This window comes from Bifidobacterium sp. B4081 (assembly GCF_026537335.1).
Taxonomy (GTDB): Bacteria; Actinomycetota; Actinomycetes; order Actinomycetales; family Bifidobacteriaceae; genus Bombiscardovia.
This window is the reverse complement of the sequence record NZ_JAFNMM010000004.1, coordinates 137,345-158,180: the sequence shown is the minus strand read 5'-3', so window position 1 is coordinate 158,180 and position 20,836 is coordinate 137,345. Positions and strand designations below refer to the sequence as shown.

The 20,836-nt window shown below is 60.3% G+C and carries 14 protein-coding genes; 8 read left to right on the top strand and 6 right to left on the bottom strand.

The window, feature by feature from the left end:
* The first annotated feature begins 72 nt into the window (after nucleotides 1-72).
* The 7 genes from J3T92_RS07945 to J3T92_RS07915 all read left to right on the top strand — a co-directional run bounded on the left by J3T92_RS07945 (nucleotide 73) and on the right by J3T92_RS07915 (nucleotide 10,907).
* Nucleotides 73-939: a carbohydrate ABC transporter permease gene (locus J3T92_RS07945; RefSeq protein ID WP_121914844.1), complete on the top strand. Its 867-nt coding sequence runs from the start codon at nucleotides 73-75 to the stop codon at nucleotides 937-939.
* Nucleotides 936-1,823, top strand: a complete 888-nt coding sequence (locus J3T92_RS07940) for a carbohydrate ABC transporter permease (protein WP_051354109.1) — start codon at nucleotides 936-938, stop codon at nucleotides 1,821-1,823. Before J3T92_RS07945 ends, J3T92_RS07940 begins: the two co-directional genes overlap by 4 nt.
* Before the next feature lie 219 nt (nucleotides 1,824-2,042).
* Nucleotides 2,043-3,083 carry a LacI family DNA-binding transcriptional regulator gene (locus tag J3T92_RS07935; protein ID WP_267400921.1) on the top strand — a complete coding sequence of 347 codons (1,041 nt, stop codon included), beginning with the start codon at nucleotides 2,043-2,045 and terminating at the stop codon, nucleotides 3,081-3,083.
* A gap of 279 nt (nucleotides 3,084-3,362) precedes the next feature.
* Complete coding sequence (locus J3T92_RS07930) at nucleotides 3,363-6,350, top strand: glycoside hydrolase family 3 C-terminal domain-containing protein (RefSeq protein WP_267400920.1); 2,988 nt, start codon at nucleotides 3,363-3,365, stop codon at nucleotides 6,348-6,350.
* A 238-nt stretch (nucleotides 6,351-6,588) separates the two neighbouring features.
* On the top strand, nucleotides 6,589-9,018 hold the full coding sequence (locus tag J3T92_RS07925; protein WP_267400919.1) for a glycoside hydrolase family 3 C-terminal domain-containing protein: 2,430 nt from the start codon (nucleotides 6,589-6,591) through the stop codon (nucleotides 9,016-9,018).
* The gene (locus J3T92_RS07920; RefSeq protein WP_267400918.1) at nucleotides 9,011-9,682 is read left to right on the top strand and encodes a hypothetical protein; all 672 of its coding nucleotides are present in this window, start codon (nucleotides 9,011-9,013) and stop codon (nucleotides 9,680-9,682) included. Before J3T92_RS07925 ends, J3T92_RS07920 begins: the two co-directional genes overlap by 8 nt.
* A 175-nt stretch (nucleotides 9,683-9,857) precedes the next feature.
* Nucleotides 9,858-10,907 carry a glycosyltransferase family 2 protein gene (locus tag J3T92_RS07915; protein ID WP_267400917.1) on the top strand — a complete coding sequence of 350 codons (1,050 nt, stop codon included), beginning with the start codon at nucleotides 9,858-9,860 and terminating at the stop codon, nucleotides 10,905-10,907.
* On the opposite strand, the gene J3T92_RS07910 is transcribed toward J3T92_RS07915, so the two are convergent.
* Nucleotides 10,871-12,238, bottom strand: coding sequence for a sensor histidine kinase (locus J3T92_RS07910; RefSeq protein ID WP_267400916.1), 1,368 nt, complete (start codon nucleotides 12,236-12,238; stop codon nucleotides 10,871-10,873). The genes J3T92_RS07915 and J3T92_RS07910 overlap by 37 nt on opposite strands.
* Entirely contained in the window at nucleotides 12,235-12,945 is a 711-nt protein-coding gene (locus J3T92_RS07905) for a LytR/AlgR family response regulator transcription factor (RefSeq protein ID WP_267400915.1), read from the bottom strand. Before J3T92_RS07905 ends, J3T92_RS07910 begins: the two co-directional genes overlap by 4 nt.
* Nucleotides 12,946-13,166: 221 nt before the next feature.
* On the opposite strand from J3T92_RS07905, the gene J3T92_RS07900 reads away from it, so the two are divergent.
* Nucleotides 13,167-14,117, top strand: a complete 951-nt coding sequence (locus J3T92_RS07900; protein WP_267400914.1) for a DMT family transporter — start codon at nucleotides 13,167-13,169, stop codon at nucleotides 14,115-14,117.
* Here the strand turns inward: J3T92_RS07900 and J3T92_RS07895 are convergent.
* From J3T92_RS07895 to gyrB, 4 genes are all read right to left on the bottom strand, one after another.
* The gene (locus tag J3T92_RS07895) at nucleotides 14,066-15,178 is read right to left on the bottom strand and encodes a VanZ family protein (RefSeq protein ID WP_267400913.1); all 1,113 of its coding nucleotides are present in this window, start codon (nucleotides 15,176-15,178) and stop codon (nucleotides 14,066-14,068) included. The two genes, J3T92_RS07900 and J3T92_RS07895, sit on opposite strands and share 52 nt — an antisense overlap.
* Before the next feature lie 58 nt (nucleotides 15,179-15,236).
* A complete protein-coding gene (locus J3T92_RS07890) occupies nucleotides 15,237-15,836 on the bottom strand; it encodes a DUF3566 domain-containing protein (protein WP_267400912.1) in 600 nt (199 codons plus the stop codon).
* Nucleotides 15,837-15,940: 104 nt separating this feature from the next.
* A complete protein-coding gene (gene gyrA, locus J3T92_RS07885) occupies nucleotides 15,941-18,568 on the bottom strand; it encodes a DNA gyrase subunit A (protein WP_416378874.1) in 2,628 nt (875 codons plus the stop codon).
* A 134-nt stretch (nucleotides 18,569-18,702) separates the two neighbouring features.
* Nucleotides 18,703-20,742 (bottom strand): DNA topoisomerase (ATP-hydrolyzing) subunit B, encoded by a 2,040-nt coding sequence (gene gyrB / locus J3T92_RS07880; RefSeq protein WP_267400933.1) that lies wholly within the window; start codon nucleotides 20,740-20,742, stop codon nucleotides 18,703-18,705.
* Nucleotides 20,743-20,836 lie beyond the last annotated feature (94 nt).

The following is a 20,836-nucleotide window of genomic DNA, read 5'->3' as shown; positions in this document are numbered from 1 at the left end:
GAGGGGGTCACACCTCACGGAGGGCGAAGAAGGAACAGATCGATCACCCCCGTCAATCCCATCAAAACGCTTATGAAGCAGAACTACCCGCTGCAATTCGTCATTCCGGCATTTGTGGTTCTGCTGATCTTCTTCTTCATTCCGACGATCATGAATTTCATCTACGCCTTCACCAACTGGTCGGCCTTTGGCAAGACGATTGATTTCAACGGGGTACGTAATTTCGTCGATCTGTTCCGCTCGGGCACCTTGATGCGAGACCTGCGCATCACCCTGGTCTACGCCATTCTCGTAGCTATATTCCAGAACACCTTCGGGTTGATCCTGGCGGTCTTTCTCGAAGAAGACACCCGCCTCAACAGGTTTGCTCGTGTCATGTTCTTCGTTCCAGTCATCATGTCGGCCCTGGCGGTCGGCTACATATGGCAGGCAGTGCTCAAATCTGACGGCGCCCTCAATCAGATACTCTCCTTCTTCCTGGGACGGACAATCGACCTGGCTTGGCTGGGTAACACCACATGGACCATCGTTCTTGTCGCAGCAATCCACGGATGGAAATGGATGGGCTTGTCCATGCTGATCTTCCTGGCCGGACTCAAGACCATCGATTCGGACGTTCTGGAAGCTGCAAGCATTGATGGCGCCAGCAAAAGCCAGATATTCTGGAAGATCAAGTTCCCGCTGCTGGCTCCGGCATTTACTTTCAATGTCGCCACATCACTCCTGGGCTCCATGAACGGCTTTGACATTGTCCAAGCGACTACAGCAGGAGGACCTGGCGGATCTACGGAAATACTGAACATCTTTATTTGGAGAACCTTCGGTCAGGGACTCTACTCGCAGTCGACAACCATGAGCCTGGTTCTGTTTGTCATGGTGATGATCATCGCCATCCCCCTGATCATCTACCTGCGGAGAAGAGAGGCAAAGATCCTATGACATCGGCAACCTACACGCCGGATACGGCCACCCAGGCCCAAAGCAACACAACCATGAACAAGCGATCCAAAGCCGGCACCATCGTCCATGCAGTACTGGTGGTTCTGGTCATGCTGATACTCTTGGGTGTCCCTTTCTGGCTTCTCATTGTTACAGCCGGCAAAAGCCAGGCCGAGGCGATCCGCCCCACGATGAGCCTGCCCAGCCATTGGCAGCTTTTGCAGAACTTCTCGACTGTCATCACCGATGGCAAAATGATCAAGGCTTTCTTCGGATCGGTGATCGTAACGGTGCCCTCGGTCTTCCTGGCTCTCTTGCTGGGCTCCATGGCATCCTGGGTACTTGCCCGTCGAGCCACCAAGCCAATGACGGTGGTGTATGCCCTTTCCATCTCTGGCCTTGTCCTGCCGCCGGCAGTGGTGACCGTTATGATGCTGCTCAAGATCATCGGCCTATCAGGAACAGCTCTGGGAATGATCGGAGTCTACGTCGGAATCTACCTGTCTACGGTCATCTTCTTCGTCACTGGATTCATCCGGACGATACCGATCTCTCTTGAAGAGGCCGCACGCATGGACGGGGCCAGTCCTATGCGGATATTCTTCACGATCATCCTCCCCCTCCTGGGACCGACGCTCGCCACGGCAACCATTCTGGTCACCCTCTACATCTGGAACGACGTCTTCTACTCGCTCTTCATACTGTCCGGCAAGATGGATCTGCTGCCGCTGAACCTTTACAACGTTGCCTCTGCAGGTCTGTACTTGAACAACTGGCATCTGATCTTCGCCTACATCATTCTGATGAGCCTGCCGCTGTTGATCATCTTCGCACTGGCACAGCGTAAGATCATCTCGGGCATCACTGGTGGAGCAGTAAAGTAGTCCAAAACAAGAGGTCGGACACTGGCGGCAAGGCATCAGCATGACGCCGTCTGCGTTCGACCTCCTCATGTACTATGAAGTGGCCGGAAACTGCTCGGCAGTGGAGGTCGGCCAAAAGGACGGACGAACAGATGCCGGTCCGTCAGTCTGATTCTGCGGGTATGTATTAATCCCATCCGATGGTCAGGCATAAGGCGGCATATGGGTATGGGAGTTGCTATGGCTAGGACAGTCGATCACAATAAACCGGCATCAATCAAAGATGTTGCTGTCCTGGCCCAGGTTTCGGTTCCTACTGTGTCCCGGTACCTCAACAGCCCAGAACGGGTCAGCAAGGAAAAACGCGACAGAATCGCCAAGGCAGTGAAGCTCCTGCGCTACCGCCCCAACCCCATTGCTAGAGCCTTGGTCAAGGAACGGACCAAAACCATCGCTGTTCTATCGACGAATACCACTCTGTTCGGTCAATCGCAGACCATTTTCGGCATTGAGGAAAGAGCGCAAAAGGCTGGATACACACTGAATATCGGAGTTCTGAGCCCAGAGGCGGGCGAGCAGTCGCGCCAGCGCATCCAATCGATTCTGGATCAGAATCCGGCAGGCATCGTGCTCCTTGATTACGATCAGGTTAGCGACGATGCCTTCGCCTACGTGAACAAGGATCTGCCCATCATCCTCATTGCCGGCAACCGGAAATCGGATGTCACTCAAATTTCCATGCAGGAGCGCGACGGAGGGTATGCGGTAACCTCCTATCTGTTGGGGTTGGGACATAAAACCGTGTATCACGTCAGCATTCCCGGCGGTGCTGGCGGGTACAGCCGCCTAGCCGGTTGGAGATCCGCCTGTGAAGATGCCGGGGTGCCGGCGCCAGCACCCATAAAGGCTGATTGGGATCCTGAGTCCGGCAAGCGCATAGGGTCAGCCTTGGGACGAAAACCTGAGGTCACCGCCATTTTCGCCGGCAATGACGAGATCGGCATGGGCATCATCCGAGGCCTCAACGATGTGGGCCGAAGAGTGCCCGAAGATGTATCAGTAGCAGGCTTTGACGATCACCCCATTGCCAAGATCTGGAATCCCTCACTGACGACGATCCATCAGGATTTCTTCAAGGCCGGAGAAAAGGCCTTCGACCTATTGAAAACAGAAATTGATGACATCGATCAAGGGCGGGGCAGGACCGATGACTGGAACAAGCTGGTGGAGCTGCCAGGCCACCTGATCGAACGAGAGTCGACCGGAGTTCCTAGATCGTAGTAACACGAGGTATGGGAATCCGTTCCCATACCACCTGCAAATACACGCCGCAAAACAAGTCAGGTTATGCGGCAAATTCGACAGTTCGCGCATGTACAGCCACAGAAACACGTCATAAATGATTAACTGAAATCGTGGCATAAAGGCGTGTCGATGCAGCTGAAGGTCGCTCGCCCACCCAGGAGGCGGATCACAGTTCAAGCGCTCCGTCTACTTCGTGACCGGCCCATAGTCGTGACCGGGTGAAGCTTCGGCAGAGAACAGAGGAAAGTAGCGAACATGTTCAGTGTCAATCTGAGCGATGTGGTCGCCGTACTCAAGTCGCTGATACCCCAGCTGGTGGTCATCGGCGTCTTTCTGGTACTGGCCCTGCTGATCACGATCGCCGTGAACAAGCACACAGTCAAAAACGTAGCCAACCGAAAGATGATCCACTCCCAGTCCTGGCTGGTGGCCTTCGTGGCTGTCGTCGCAGCCCTGGCAACCATGCTCCTGGGACCCTTGTCCAACCTGATCACCAAGTCCACCAGCAAGCACGAGCTGCAGCCAGCGACCGTTACCGCAGCCCGGAACCTGGCCAAGGACATCCAGCGTGAGTCCGTCACCATGCTGCAGAATTCGGATGGGACACTCCCCCTGAAGTCCGACAAGGTCAATGTCTTCGGCTGGGCCTCGACCAACCCCGTCTACGGCGGCACAGGTTCCGGCTCCATGTCGGCAGACAACCCTACAACCAGCCTGCTTGACGGCATCTCCTCAGCCGGTCTAAAGACCAACAAAGAGCTGAGCGACTTCTATACCAAGTACCGTGCAGACCGCCCCAAGGTCGAAATGTTCGCCCAGGACTGGACCCTGCCCGAGCCCACGGCAGACAAGTACACCAGCAAGCTCATGGATGACGCCAAGCAGTTCTCCGACACCGCTGTGGTGGTCATCGGTCGAGTGGGCGGCGAGGGCGCCGACCTGCCGAAGGACATGAAGGCCAAGGACATCACCTATCACGACAATGACAAGGCCAATCCGGACTTCAAGCAGGGCCAGAGCTTCCTGGAGCTGTCCAAGCCCGAGAGCGACATGATCGCCAAGGTCACCAGCTCCTTCGACAAGGTGGTCCTGGTCTACAACGGCGCCAACACCTTCAACCTGAACTTCGTGGGTCAATATCCGCAGATCAAGTCCGTCCTCTGGTGCCCGCCCCCGGGGCAGGCCGGTTTCACCGCCCTGGGCGAGGTCCTGAAAGGCAAGGTCAACCCTTCGGGCAAGACCTCTGACACCTTCGTGCGCGACCTGACCAAGACGCCGACCTACAACAACTTCGGCTCATTCACCTACACCAATATGGACGACCACAAGGCCACCTTCACCGGATTCACCGGCAAGCCCGAAACCAGTACGCCTACCTTCGTGGACTACAACGAGGGCATTTACGTGGGCTACCGCTTCTGGGAGACTGCGGCCAAGGAAGGCCTGATCAACTACAACCAGATGGTCCAATACCCCTTCGGATACGGCCTGTCATACACCACCTTCAGCCAGAAGATGGGACCGATCCATCATGCTGATGGGAAGATCTCCTTTGATGTGACCGTCACCAACACCGGCGCCAAGGCCGGCCGCGACACGGTCCAGACCTACTTCGATCCCCCCTATACCAATGGGGGCATAGAGAAGGCCAGCGCCAACCTGGTCTCCTTCAAGAAGACCAATATCCTGGATCCCGGCAAGAGCCAGACCATCCCCGTGAGCTTCAAGGACGAGGACATGGCCTCCTATGATGCCGACCATGCCAAGGCCTACGTGCTGGATCAGGGCGACTACGGCATCTCCATTCGTTCCGACTCCCACCGTCCGATCCAATCCGACACGGTCAACATTGCCCATACGGTCACCTATGACAAGAGCAATCCCCGCTCCGTCGACAAGGTCGCGGCCACCAACAGGTTCGACGATGCCAAGGGCACGGTGACCTATCTGTCCCGGGCCAACCACTTCGCCAACTATGCGGATGCTGTGGCGGCACCCAAGAGCACCGAGATGCCCGAGGAGGCCAAGGCCCACTTCTATAACAACGACAACTATGATCCCAAGAAGTTTGACAAAGACAGCGACAAGATGCCCACGACAGGTGCCAAGAACAATGTCAGGCTCTACCAGCTGCGCGACAAGAAGTACGACGACCCCATGTGGGACAAGCTGCTGGATCAGCTCAGCGTCAAGGACATGGACAGCCTGATCGCCATGAGTGGCTATGGCACCCAGGCTGTCAAGGGCATCGGCAAGATCGAACTCACCGATGCCGATGGCCCCGCTGCCCTGAACAACAACTTCACCAAGGTTGGTTCCCTGGGCTTCCCCTCATCCACCTCCCTGGCCTGCACCTGGAACCCCTGTCTGGCAACCCGCTACGGCGAGATGATCGGCACCATGGCCCATGACATGGATGTCTCCGGCTGGTACGCGCCGGCCTTCAACATCCACCGCAGTGCCTTCTCCGGACGTAACTTCGAGTACTTCTCCGAAGACCCCGAGATCAATGCGGTCATGGGGTCCAACGAGGTCGCAGCGGCCCGGTCCAAGGGCGTCTACGCCTTCATGAAGCACTTCGCCATGAACGACCAGGAGACCAACCGTACCAACATGCTGGCTACCTGGGCCAACGAGCAGACCATCCGCGAGATCTACCTGAAGCCATTCCAGGCTGCTGTGGTCAAGGGTGGCGCCCAGGCTGCCATGAGCTCATTCAACTACGTCGGCACCACCTACGTGGCCGCCTATGCGCCGCTGATGCAGGATGTGCTGCGCGGTGAGTGGGGCTTCCGCGGCATGGTCCTGACCGACTACTTCGGCGTCTATGGTTATCAGAACGCCGACCAGTTGATCCGCAACGGGAACGACGCCATGCTGGCCACCACCGAGGTGACCAACCACGTCAAGGACAAGAGCGCCACCTCGGTCAAGGCCATGCGCCAAGCCAGCCACAACATCCTCTATACGGTCGTGCATGGATACAAGTACGCCAATGGCGACCCCAAGGTGCAGACCCCTGCCTGGCAAATTGCCCTCTATGTGGCACTGGTTGTGCTGGCCCTGATCTTCCTGGCTCTGGAGTACCTGGCCTTCAGAAGGTTCAAGGCACGTCGCAGCGCTGTGGATGTGGGCACTCTGAGCGATCTGGCGGACGACGCCCGGCAGACCCGCGCCCAGGATCCGGCCAGCATGGAGACCACACCGTCTGAGGACAGCTCCGACCAAGGGCCGACGGCCTGATCCTCCATCTGAAGCTGATCCGTTCCCCGGCGTACGGACTTATGCACCGTCCGCCGGGGAACGGATCAGCACACCTGTTGGTATATAGGCAACATTCATGCCAGGAAAACGACAGGTTATGCAACCCACTCGTATAGGCCTCGACAGTCCGGGAATTCAACGACCAATCCGAGGCCAATCGTGGAAGCAACGAGGGTTCCCGCCGCAGGATCAGCCCCCGTCACGGAAAAGGAACACTATGGAAGTCAAGGATCTGACAGTTCTGGAACGGGCATCGCTGCTCTCCGGAAAATCCACCTGGGCGACCCGTGCCCTGAAGAGGGCGGGCATCCCGAGCATGGTCCTGAGCGACGGCCCTCACGGTCTGCGCCGCCAGACCGGATCAGGGGACAATCTAGGCATGGGCAAGTCCAAGCCCGCTACCTGCTTCCCCACAGCCGGCACTGTGGCCTGCTCATGGGACCCGGAGCTGGCCAAGACCATGGGCCAGGCGCTGGGCAACGAGGCCAGAAGCCTGGGCGTCAACATGGTCCTGGGTCCGGGTATGAACATCAAGCGCAATCCCCTGTGCGGCAGAAACTTTGAATACTATTCCGAGGACCCCCAGGTGGCCGGTCATATGGCTGCCGGCCTGATCGAAGGCATCCAATCCCAGGGCGTGGCCGCCACCCCCAAGCACTTCGCCATGAACAGCCAGGAGCTACGCCGCCAGGCATCCGACTCCGTGGTGGACGAGCGCACCATGCGCGAACTCTATCTGACCGGATTCGAGATCGCCGTGCGCCAGGCCCACCCCTGGGCCATCATGACCTCATACAACATGGTTAACGGCACCTATGCCAACGAGAATTCCCACCTGCTCAAGGACATCCTGCGCAAAGAGTGGGGCTTCGACGGCATGGTGGTCTCGGATTGGGGCGGCTCCAACAGTGCGGTCGCCGCAGCAGCAAATGGCTCCTCCCTTGAGATGCCTCAGGCCGGATACGACTCCGTGAGACAGGTTGCCAAGGCCGTACAGGAGGGCCGCCTGGACGAGGCCGATCTGAATGCCCGAGCCGAAGAGGTGGCGCGACTGGCCAAGCTGACCTACCACTCTGACATGGATCCTGATGGGAACCTGACCGCAGAACAGATACGGGATCACCATCAGGTGGCACGGAGCATCGCCGAGGGATCCGCCGTTCTTTTGGTCAATCGGGAGGGACGCCTGCCCCTGGCCGCCGGCACCCGGATCGCCCTAGTCGGGGATATGGCCGAGACTCCACGGTTCCAAGGATCTGGATCCTCAAAGGTCAACGTAGCCAAGCAGGAGAGCATGCTGGATCTGCTCAGGCAGGGCAACGGCGACGGCCTGGAGCTGGCCTCTTACAGTCAGGGCTACGAACGGCATGGCGAGAAGAACCAGTCTTTGATCGACCAAGCCGTGGCTGCCGCTGGCCAGGCTGACGTGATTGTCGCCTGCGTGGGCCTGGATGAACGCAGCGAATCCGAGGGCCTGGACCGCTCCCACATGGACATTCCCAGCAACCAGGTCGACCTGATCAAGGCCTTGGGCGCGACGGACAAACCCCTAGTAGTCGTCCTGGTGGCGGGCTCCCCCGTCACCACCGACTGGATCGACCAGTGCGATGCCGTCCTCTACATAGGGCTGTCCGGGCAGGCTGGAGCCTCAGCCACCCTGAACATCCTGACCGGCCGGATCAACCCCTCCGGCCACCTGGCGGAAACCTGGCCCAAGTCCTATGCCGACTGCCCCAGCGCCGACTGGTACCCCGACCCTGCGCACGAGTCGATCTACCGGGAGGGCCCCTTCGTCGGCTACCGCTACTACCTGACCGCCGACGTGGAGGAACGCTTCCCCTTCGGCTACGGTCTGTCTTACGCGCACTTCGCTTACTCCGATCTAACCGTGGACGACAAGGGAGTCACCTTCACCCTGACCAATGATTCGGACAGGCAGGGGGCCACTGTTCCCCAGCTCTACGTCCAGGCGCCCAAGGGTGGCGTGCTCAGGCCGGTCCGCGAACTGAAAGGCTTCAAGAAGGTCAGCCTGGATGCCGGCCAGTCCACCCAGGTCCGTATCGACTTCGATCAGACGACCTTCCGGCACTTCGACACGGCCAGCAACTCCTGGCAGATCGAGTCCGGCGACTGGACCATCATGATCGGGTCCGATGCCCGCAACATGGAGCTGAGCGAGCATCTGAACGTCCAGGGCACCGTCGACCCGCAGAGTCCAGACCCTGCCTTGGGCGCTTACCTGACCGGCCGGGTCAAGGAGGTCGACGATGCCGCTGTGACAGCGCTCTTCGGCCACCCGGTGGTCCGACAGGGCGCCGTCAGCACCTTCGGTGTCAACGATCCGCTCTCATCCTGGAAGGACTCAAGAAGCGTCATGGCCAGGTTCGTGGCCAACTTCCTCGCCAAGAGCGAGAACCGCCACGAGGCCAAGACCGGCAACCCCGACCTAAACACCCTCTTCCTTCTCAACATGCCTCCCAGGGCCATGGCCAAGATGACCAACGGGCTGATTGATACGGCCATGGTCGAGGCCATCGTCCGCATCCCCAACGGCCACCTATGGAGGGGGCTGGGCGGATTCATCGCCGGATTCTTCAGAAACATGTCCGCCAACCGCAGGACCGGAAAGGAGCTCAATCATGAGTGATCAGCACAGCCAACAGGCCGAACAGCCGGCCCAAGGGAAGGCGACGACGGCCTCACAGTGGGCGATTGTGCGCTGGTGGCGGCGGTTCAGCGACCGACACACCACCCTGGCCCAGTTCATCGTCTTCTTCATCCTGTCCAACGGGGTCACCGTCCTGCAGCTGGTGCTCATGCCCGTGCTCAAGGCCATCTTCAACGGCACCTCCCTGGTGGGCACCAACTTCCAGATCTGGCGCATGGGGACCGTCAGCGGCAAGCCCTACTACCTGTTCGACTACGCGGCCGGGTCCATCGGCCACGGCGGCGGGGGCGGCCTGGCCTACTTCCTTGCGGTGGAGATCACCCTGCTGATCGCCCAGATCATCAACTTCTTCCTCCAACGCAACATCACCTTCAAGTCCAACTCCTCGGTCTGGAAGGCGGCTTTCTGGTACCTAGTGGCCTACGTGATCATCACCATCATCGCGGCAGCGCTGCAGGGTTGGTACAAGGACCCCATCTACGGCTTCTTCCAGCACACCCTGAACTGGGGCAGCCTAGGGACCACCATTGCTGATCTGGTCACCATGATCATCAACTCGGCCATCTCCTTCTGGGTCTTCTTCCCCATCTTCAAGGTCATCTTCCGTCAGGAGCCCACCGAATCTCAGGCGAGCGCCCAGTAAAATTCCGGCCCCACTCCCCCGGCTGTCAATGAACCGGCATGCATCGGCAGCCAGAGGGGCGGGGCCTTTTCCTCAAACCCATCATGTACAGTGGTCGCATACAACGGCCGCCGACGGGATTGCGGCAACCCCGCCGACATACCCGCCGACCCATTCTTTTGCGAAGTGATCGTTCATGACAGCTGACCGACCGGCCTCCACGAGACCGCCCGTTCTCACCTTCATCGTCCCCGCCTATAATATGGCCCAGCATCTGCCGACCTGCCTGGATTCCCTCTTGAGCCGGGAGGAGGACGATCTGGAGGTCATCGTGGTCGATGACGGGTCCACCGACGCCACAGCGCAGGTTGTGCAGTCATACCAAGAGCGTCATCCGCAGACTGTCCGTCTGATCAGCCAGACCAACAAGGGCCACGGCGGCGCTGTCAACACCGGCCTGGCAGCCGCCCGGGGTCGCTACGTCAAGGTGGTCGATGCCGACGACTGGGTGGACCCGACCTCCCTGAGTCTGGTTCTGAACCAGCTGCGGGACCAGTCGCGACGTACGAATCCGGTGGACATGGTAGTCACCAATTACGTCTACGAAAAAGAAGGCCGCAAACATAAGCGGGTCATCAACTTCCGCAGCGTCATGGACCCGGGACGGGTGCTGGACTGGAACCATCTGCGCCGGTTCGGGCTGTCCCAGTACATGATCATGCACGCCCTGATCCTGCGCACCGAGGTACTCCGCCAGGCCCACACACACCTGCCCGAGCACACCTACTACGTGGACTTCATCTACTCTTATCAGCCCCTGCCCTGGGTGCACACCCTGCTCTACCTGGACACGAATTTCTACCGTTATCACACCGGCCGTCAGGGCCAGTCAGTGCAGACCTCGATCATGATCGCCCGGGTCTCACAACTGCTGCTGGTCAACGGACTCATGGCCGAGTCGACACCTGATCCAGGGACGGTTCCACGCGGACTTTATCGTTATATGATCCACTATCTGTCCATTAACTGCGTGGTGACCTCGGTCTTCCTTATCCTCTCTCGCAATCCAAGCAATTATCGGAACAAGGACATGCTCTGGCGAAGGCTGGAGCACCGCTCCCCCGTCATCGCCTCCGACGTGCGTTCCACCCTGCTCTGCAGGATGATCAACATGCCGGGCAGGCCGGGCCGCTTGGCCATCCGGCTGGGTTATAAGGCCGCCGAAGCCGCCATGGGCTTCAATTGATCGCCTACCCGAGGCAGGAGTACGCAGAGGCTGAACCAGTGATGCTCGGTGCGCAGGGTTATCTCGCCCTGGTAGCGATGGGCTATGTGTCGAATGGACTTGACCCCGTAGCCATGCAGGCCATCCTCAGTCCTGGTCTTGGTGGTGGCCAGCTCGCCATTGCCCTTCCAATTCAGAGGCGATGTGAAGTAGTTTTCAATGCGGATCACCACGAATTGTCCACGGGCGTACAGGGCCACCTTGATCAGGCGGCGGTCGGATTCCTTGACCTTCCTCAAAGCCTCAATGGCATTGTCCAAGGCGTTGCCGAAGAGGGTGGAGATGTCCATGGGCGACATCCCCTCCAAGAGGGAGCCGTCGGCCACCATGGTCAGAGTGATCCCTTCTTCGGAACAGATGCGCTCCTTGGTCGACATGACCACGTCCAGGATGGGGTTGCCGGTGTGCTGCTGCGACCCATACCGTCCGACCGCAGCCTCCAGCTCTTCGAAATCCTGGGACTTGCGCTCAGGATCCATCTGCGAGCGCAGGGCCGCAATCTGATGCTTGAGGTCGTGGGCAAGCCTGCCCATGGCCTCCAGATTCTCTTTGGATCGTATGTACTCCCTGTGCTGGCTGTAAGCCCGGGCGTTGATGGAGGCCAGCTCGGCACTGGTATGGCTCTCCCGCAACTGTTCCTGCTGGGCATAGAGCGTGGCGAACCCGCACAGGTCCACCAGGGTGCGGATGTAGAAGACCTCCAAGCCAACCCGGCCGGAGAAGGGTGTGTTGGTGGAGACGAAACTCAGGTTGGACATGGCGAAGGTGACCACAGCGATGACTGCGGCTATGAAAACGCTGCGTCCTGGCACGGAAGACTGGGCATTGGCGAAGTTGCGCCGCTCCGCCAGCCAGGCCAGCATGCCTACGCCGCCATAAATCAGCACCAGCAGAATCAGGGAGGGCGGGTCATACAGGCTGTGGTTCGAGGGCCGCATGAAGGAGTCCAGCTGCCAGTGCAGAGAGGCGACCAGCTCGGCCAGGACGAAGGCACGGACCAGCAGATAGGCCCCATCCAGCGCCCCCAACCCCGAAGCCAGCATGATGATGGCGTACATGCAGGCCACGGCCAGGCACATGCTGATGATCCAGAAGGCGATAGGCAGGGTGCCGGCCCAGTACTGGACCCCGATGAGCACGGCCAGACCGGGCAGAAGCACAACCGTCATTCTTAGGCGTGAGGTCCTCACCCCGATGGCCAACAGATAGACCAGGCAACCCAACCACTCGCTGATGGCCGTATAGAGCCGGGGGATATCGGGCAGGGCATTGAGGATGTGGGTGCTGGTCATGGCCGACCCGCCACGTAAGCGGTAAGAGCCGTCATAAAAGACTTCTTGCGTGGTCGACTGACCCGCAGCCGCTGACCGGTCGACATGATGCAGTCCTGGTCCTCCATGCCCGTCACATGGGCCAGATTGACCAGGTAGCAGGAGTTGGAACGGAAGAATCCTCGCTGGTCCAGCTGGCCCTCCAGGTTTTTCAGCGTGCTGTTCGTAGTCAGTGAGGAATCCAAGGTGTGAATGACACTGCTGTGGCGGACGGATTCGATAAAGACAATGTCCTTGAGGGGGATCCGGGTGGATCGGGCACCCTCGGTGATCAGAATGGACAGGTCCACGCGGCCGCGCACCTGGGCGATGGACCGATCCAGTTCCTGGGAGAAAGCGAACCAGGGCAAGGGCTTGAGCAGGTAGGAGAGAGCGCCCACCTCATAGCCGTTGATGGCGTACTGGGGGGCGGAGGTGATGAAGACGATGACCACCGACTCGTCACGATCGCGTACCCGGCGGGCCACTTCGATTCCGTCCATGGGGGTCATCTGAATGTCCAGAAGGAGGATGTCATACACGGGTCGATAGCCGTCCGCAAAAGCCTTGCCATCGGTGAAGACGCTGACCGTCAGTTCTTCCTGACGTTCCTTGCGGTAACGGCTCAGGTAATTGACCATGGTCCGACAGCTGATGGAATCATCATCCACCACTGCGATTCTGATCATCCTGGCACACACTCCTTACCCCGTCGGCCAAGGACCTGTGGCCGCCGTTATCACCGTTCTTCAATGATATCGGAGATATCCGCATGGCAGACCCCGCTTGCCCGAAGCCGAACGCTGACAAGCAGGAGGGTTGGTTTGAAAAAGCAAATAAGTTTGAACTGCTCATTTTTTACCTTGCGAATCTATTCTCACTTGTGGACGGGAACGATTAGAGTCGAAACATGTCTACCTTCGCACCCTCCTCGTCCTGGAAACCGTCCACCTGGCTGGCTCGTCTGATGCTGCTGATGGCCGCGGCCGCCTGGGGAGCCGGATACACCTTCGAAAAGGTTGCCATGGAGACCCTGACCGTGCGCTGGCTGATGGGCATTCGCATCCTCTGCGCCATCGTGATCATGACGCCCTTTTTGCTGCCCCGGCTGCGCAGAACCGGGGCCATACATACCCTGGTACCGGGGCTGATCCTGGGGGTCAGTTACTGGGCGGCCTTCAGCCTGCAGATGATGGGGCTGACCACCATCGCTCCGGGCCGCAACTCCTTCCTGACGGCCACCTACTGCATCTTTGTGCCCTTCCTGGTCTGGATTATGGCCCGCCGACGGCCGACCCTGCGGCACTTCGTCGCGGCCGCCATCTGCATCCTGGGCGTGGCTCTGATCTCGCTGCCGGCCCACGGCGGGGGACAGGGGCTGGCTCTGAGCACTGGCGACCTGCTGACTTTGGCCGGTGCCCTGCTCTACGGGGTCAACCTGGTGATCACTGGTTTCCTGACCAAGAAGTTCGACGCCCCTACGCTGACCTACCTGGAGCTGCTTTTCGGTGACATCCTCTTCCTGGTCTGCGCGCTGATCTTCGATCCCTTGCCCACTGCGGCCGACTTCACGCCCTCGACCCTGGGCTCCATGATTTATCTGACGCTGATCTCGACCCTGATGGCCCAGAATTTCCAGAACATCGCCTTCTCCAGGGTCCCCGCCGCCCAGGGTTCGCTGATCCTGTGCTCGGAGAGCCTGTTCGGTATGCTGGTTTCGGTCCTGGTCCTGCACGAGGAGCTGACAGCCACCCATCTGTTGGGCTTCGCCATCATCTTCGCCGCCATCATCCTATCCGAAGTCAGACTTCATCCCCGCCGGCTATCGAAGGGCTCCTCAGCAGCCGGGTCCTCCCGGTAGACTGTCCCGGGCAAGAGGTCGTAGGGCATCTGCCGCTTGATCAGGTAAAAGACCAGCAGGAGCAGGGCCAGGATGCGCGTTGCAGTCTGAACCTTGCCGGTCCAGGGGCCGAAGACGGCCAGGATGACTGCGGTCCGGCACAGATAGAAGAGGAAGCGGGACCAGCCATGCCGCTGCTTGGTCTCGACGGTCATATGGGTGAAGGTGGCACCCAGCGTCCGTCCCCGGCGGGGCAGGGGTATGAGCAGTTCAAAGATCAGCAGCATGGCAAGATCAACCACGGTCCCGAATACATCCAGAGCGGATGGGGCGATCAGCAATCCGCCAAAGCGGTAGTGACCATCCAGCTGATAGGCGCCCAGACGATGGACCGCATAGGTCACGCCCATTCCCAGAGACATGGACAGAATGGTGGCCAGAAGCAGATCCAGAGCCAAGGAGACGGCTCGGTGTATGAACCCGGGGTTGGTGACCAGCTGGGCAGCGTCAGCCTGACGGGTGGGAACGAGCTTATTGGCCGCCATGGCTACCAGGTAGCCGATCAGAGCGCCTGAGGTGTTCCAAATCAGGTCGTCCACGTCGAAGAGACGGTAGGCGCAGCCCACGATGCCGAACACTCCGGTCAGCTGGGCCGTTTCGATGAAGAGGGAGACCAGGAAGGCAACCGGCAGGGCCAGGATGAAGCGCCAGCGGAAGACCCGCCCCATGATGAAGCCCAGGGGCAGGAAGAAGGCCACATTGAGCAGGATCTGCAACATGGCCATCCGGCCGCCTGTGCTCAGGTCGGTCAGGAACTGCAGGGGATTGAGCTGGGGGGTCAGATGATGGGTGGCGCAGAAGGCGGCACGATCGTCGGGCATGGGCCAGAGGGTGAAGAAGACCAGGGCCAGCAGATATAAGACGGTCAGGTAGGCCGCCATGGCTGCTGTCAGCCTGAGCCGGTGATAGCGGTTGTAGATCAGGGCAAGAATGGGCAGGGTCAGAATCAGCGAGGCCAAGGGCCAGAAAACCAGAGATATGCCAAAGGAGCCGCTGAAGTAGTCCAGGTATGTCGAGAGCACAATTCCAGTCTAAATCGCGCTTAAGCCTATCGACCGATTGACTGTGCCGACGAAGAGGTCAGTCGTCGCCCAGGGTTACGTGGATGCCACCAACCAGGGAGCTGACCAGGTTGTAGAGAAAGGCGAAAATGGTAACCAGAGCCACTACTATGACAATCTCGAAGATAGAGAAAATGGTCACCGAACTCAGAACCGTCCCCAGGCTCAGCACCTGGCCTAGGTCGAAACCACCAGCATCCAGGCCTGTCTTGGAGATGACCTGGGTCAGGTTGTCAAAGAGTCCCATAGCATTGAGCAGAATCCAGAGCAGGGCGGCGGCCACCACCTGAATGATGGCTCCGGCGATGGACAGCAGGAAGGTGACCTTGGCCACAGACCAAGGTTCCAGCCGGGTCAAGGACAGCTGCATGCGCCGGGCCCGAGGCACGTGAGGACGCGTCGTCGAAGGGGCTTTGACCGGAGCGGCAGCCGAAGCTGTGGTTCTTGCGGAACGCCCTGATGCCGTCCTGCCGGCAGCAGAAGCCGGGGGAGTGGCCGATAAGGGTTGGCGGGACTCGCCCTTTTTGGATTCATCAGCCTTGGTCTTGCCGGTTTTGGGTTTTGCTGTACCCTTCTTACCGGTACCGGCCTTGGCCTGCTTTTGATCATCCTGGCTCATCGGCACTCCTTGATCCTTGCATTCATCAGTCCGCGCATACCGCCGCAGGACCTGGACGACTTCTTACGAGGCTACCAGTCTTGTCAGACTGGTAGCGGACCTGCTCAGTCCTCTTGGGCCAGACCTTGGCCGTCGCCGGTTCCGGTGGTGGCGATGGGCTGATCCTTGGCCGCCAGAGGAGCGGCAGAAGCCACGTCAACCTGACCGTCATTCTCCTCCTGGTCGTCGCGTTCGGCATTGCGGGCGATGGAGAGAATTTCGTCACCCTTGTCAGGCTTGGCTAGGGTTACCCCTTGAGTGTTGCGTCCAGTTCGCTTGACCTCGGCCACATCGGAGCGGATGACCTTGCCGGACTTCATGATGGCCATGATCTGGTCGTCCTCGTTCACCACCAGGGCGCCGACCAGGGAACCACGGCCCTCGACCATGGCGATGGCCTTGACTCCGTAACCGTTGCGGCCCTGCAAGCGGTACTCGCTCAGAGCAGTCCGCTTGGCGAAGCCCTCGTCGGTGACCACTAGCAGGTCATCGCCAGACTCACTGGCGATCACGTCCATGCTCAGCAACTCGTCGCCGGGGCGGAACCGCATACCCTGGACGCCTGCAGTCTGCCGTCCCATGGGCCTTAGGGTGGAGTCGTCAGCCGGGAAGCGCACGCTCATGCCCTTGCGGGAGACCAGGATGATTTCATCGTCGGCATTGCAGAGGGCGGCACCCACCAGCTCATCGCTCTTAGGCGCCTCTTGGCCCTCCTCGTCGGCGACGGTGCCCAGTTCCATCAGCCGCACGGCGATCAGGCCACCCTGGCGAGGCGAATCATATTCAGCCAGGCGGGTCTTCTTGACCCGTCCGGTCCGGGTGGCCAGAACCAGATAGTCGGCATCGTCGTAGCCGTGCAGGGAAAGGACCTGTTCAATCCGCTCGCCCGGGCCCAGCTGGAGCAGGTTGGCTACATGCTGCCCCTTGGAGTCGCGGGAGCCCTCAGGCAGTTCGTAGGCCTTGAGCCGGTACACCCGGCCCTTGTTGGTGAAGAAGAGCAACCAGTTGTGGGTGCTGGTCAGGAAGAAGTGGTCCACCACGTCGTCCTCGCGCAGCCTGGCCCCGCGGATGCCCTTGCCGCCGCGGTGCTGGGCCCGGTACTCGTCGGCCTTGGTCCGCTTGACGAAGCCGGAGTGGGTGACAGTGACCACCACCTGTTCGTCAGCAATCAGATCCTCCACGTTCATCTCACCCGAGTAGGGGACGATCCGGGTGCGCCGTTCGTCACCGTACTTGTCGACGATCTCATCCAGCTCGTCGCCCACGATGGTGCGTTGGCGTTCGGGGTGGGCCAGGATGTCGTTGTAGTCGGCGATCTTGCGCATGAGCTCCTCATGCTCGTCCAGGATCTTCTGCCGTTCCAAGGCAGCCAGACGGCGCAGCTGCATGGCCAGGATGGCATCGGCCTGGACCTCGTCCACATCCAGCAGCTCCATCAGGCCGGTGCGTGCTGTCTCCACATCCTTGGAGGCGCGGATCAGGGCGATGACCTGGTCGATCATGTCCAGGGCCTTCAAATACCCCTGCAGGATATGGTCGCGATCCTCGGCCTCACGCTTCAGATAGCGGGTGCGCCGCTCAACCACATCCAGCTGGTGGTCCACCCAGTGGCGGATGAAGGCATCCAGGCTCAGGGTCCTGGGGACCCCGTCCACCAGGGCCAGCATGTTGGCCCCGAAGGTTTGCTGCAGCTGGGTGTGCTTGTAGAGGTTGTTGAGAACCACCTTGGGCACGGCATCGCGCTTGAGCACCAGGACCAGGCGCTGGCCGGTACGGCCCGAGGTCTCATCACGCATGTCGGCGATGCCCTGGATCTTGCCGTCGCGCACGGCCTCGCGAATAGAGGAGGCCAGCCGGTCGGGGTTGACCTGGTAGGGCAGCTCGGTGACCACCAGGCACATCCTTCCACGGATCTCCTCGGTGTTGACCACCGCCCGCATGGTAATTAGGCCGCGCCCGGTCCGGTAGGCCTGCTCGATGCCCTTGTGGCCCAGAATGGTGGCGCCAGTGGGGAAGTCAGGCCCCTTGATGATGGAGATCAGGGCGTTGAGCAGCTCCTCCTTGGAGGCCTCGGGATGCTTTAGGGCCCAGTGAACGCCCTTGGCCACCTCACGCAGGTTGTGCGGAGGAATGTTGGTAGCCATGCCCACAGCGATGCCGGCTGATCCGTTGACCAGCAGATTGGGGAAGCGGGAAGGCAGAACCGTGGGCTCCTGGGTCTTGCCGTCGTAGTTGGGGATGAAGTCAACCGTGTCCTTGTCGATGTCGCGCACCATCTCCATGGCCAGGGGGGCCATGCGGCACTCGGTGTACCTCATGGCGGCAGCCGGATCGTCGCCGGGGGAGCCGAAGTTGCCCTGACCGTCCACCAGCGGGTAGCGCATGGACCAGGACTGGGCCAGACGCACGATGGTGTCATAGATGGCTGAATCACCGTGGGGGTGGTACTTGCCCATGACGTCGCCCACCACGCGTGAGCACTTGTTGTAGCCACGATCTGGCCGGTATCCGCCGTCGTACATGGCGTAGATGACCCTGCGGTGGACCGGCTTCATACCGTCGCGGACATCGGGCAGGGCCCGCTCCACGATCACGGACAGGGCGTAGGACAGGTAGGATTCCCGCATCTCCTGCTGGAGGTCAATGGGCTGTATCCGCTCGCCTTGGAGAAGGCCGTAATCGGTGTTATCCATCTCCTGGGGGCTGAGTGGCTCGCGAGACCCGTCGGGCAGGTTGAGGCCGTCCTGGTCCGAGCTGTTGTCGTTGTTGTTATCGTCTGCCAAAATCGATCCTTAGCTCAAATGGTGAAAAGGGAGGGGCGTCCGTCTCAGGCGTCGATGAAGCGGGCGTCGTGGGCGTTGCGCTGGATGAACAGACGCCGGGGTTCGACCTCGTCGCCCATGAGCATGGTGAAGGTCTCGTCGGCCTGTTCGGCATCATCGATGTGGATCTTCTTGAGGATGCGGTGTTCCGGGTCCATGGTGGTCTCCCAGAGTTCCTGGTAGCTCATCTCGCCCAGACCCTTGTAGCGCTGGATCCCTTCGCCCTTGGGCAGCTGTCGGCCTGAGGCCTTGCCCTCGGCCAGGACCCTGTCGCGCTCGGCATCGGTGTAGACGAAGCTGTGGGGCCCCTTGGTCCACTTGAGCCGGTATAGCGGAGGCATGGCCACGTAGACGTAGCCGGCCTCGATCATGGGCCGCATGTACCGGAAGAAGAGGGTCAGATTCAGGGTGGCGATGTGGGCGCCGTCCACATCGGCGTCGGCCATGATGATGACCTTGTGGTAGCGCACCTTGTCGATGTTGAAGTCCTCGCCGTATCCGCCGCCCACAGCCGTGATCAGGGATTCGATGGTGTCGGACTTCATCATGCGGTCCAGACTGGCCCGCTCCGTGTTGAGGATCTTGCCGCGCAGGGGCAGGATGGCCTGGGTCATGGGGTTGCGGCCTTGGATGGCTGAGCCGCCTGCTGAGTCGCCCTCCACGATAAAGAGCTCGCACTCCTGGGGGTCGCTGGACTGGCAGTCCTTGAGCTTGTCAGGCATGCCGGCCGTCTCGAAGATGGACTTGCGACGGGTGTTCTCGCGGGCCTTCTTGGCGGCTATCCGGGCCCGGGAGGCCTCCATGGCCTTCTGGATGATGGACTTAGCCTCGCTGGGATGGGCGTCGAACCAGTCGCTCAGCCTCTCGGTCATGACCCGCTGGACGAAGGTCTTGGCTTCGGAGTTGCCCAGCTTGGTCTTGGTCTGGCCCTCGAACTGGGGGTTGGTCAGCTTGACGGAGACCACGGCGGTCAGCCCCTCGCGTACGTCGTCGCCCGAGAGGTTGTCATCCTTGTCCTTGAGAATGTTCTTATCCCTAGCATAGCGGTTGATCATGCTGGTCAGGGCAGCACGGAACCCCTCTTCATGGGTGCCGCCCTCGGTGGTCGCGATGGTGTTGGCGAAGGTGTGGACGGACTCCGAGTAGGCGGTAGTCCACTGCATGGCCACCTCGGCGGAGATGCCCAGCTTCAGGTCCTCGGCTTCGAAGTCGATGACCTCGGCCTCCACAGGCGTGGCCTTCCTGACCTTGACCAGGTAGTCCACATAGTCCTTGATGCCGTTGGCGTACTGGTAGCTGACGGACTGGCCCTTCTGCTCCGGGGTCTGCTCCTCGCCCGCCACCTCGTCGCCGGCCTGGTCATTGGGGCGCAGATCGGTCAAGGTGATCCTCAGGCCCTTGTTGAGGAAGGCCATCTGCTGGAAGCGGCTGCGCAAGGTCTCGAAGTCGTAGACCGTGGTCTCGAAGATTTTGGGGTCAGCCCAGAAAGTCACCGAGGTGCCGGTGCTCTCGTCCGGCCCCATGGCCTGATCCTTGGATAGGGGAGCGGTGGGCTTTTGGTTGCGGAAGTTCTGATGCCAGTGGTAGCCCTGCCGGCGCACCTGGACGTCGATCCGGGTGGACAGGGCGTTGACCACGGAGATGCCCACGCCGTGCAGACCGCCTGAGACCGCGTAACCGCCACCACCGAACTTGCCGCCGGCATGCAGCTTGGTCATGACCACCTCGACGCCGCTCTTGCCCTCGCCTGGCACCTCGTCCACAGGAATGCCACGGCCATTGTCATCCACACGGATGCCGTTGTCGGGCAGGATGGTGACTTCAATATGGTCAGCGTACCCAGCCAGAGCCTCGTCGACCGAGTTGTCGACGATCTCGTAGACCAGGTGATGCAGGCCCCTGGAGCCCGTCGAGCCGATGTACATGCCGGGACGGACGCGGACCGCCTCTAGCCCCTCCAGCACCTTCAGATCGCTGGCATCATAATGCTCGGGGGAGAGCGAGTCATCCAGCTGCGCGTCGTCCAGCTGATCCTGGCCCGTCATGCCGTCATCCCGAGGCTTGTCCTCCTCATGCTCCCGGCCCTCTTGCGGGGTCCGGGACGGGTCAGTGTTGAGATCTGCCACGGATAGTCCTTTC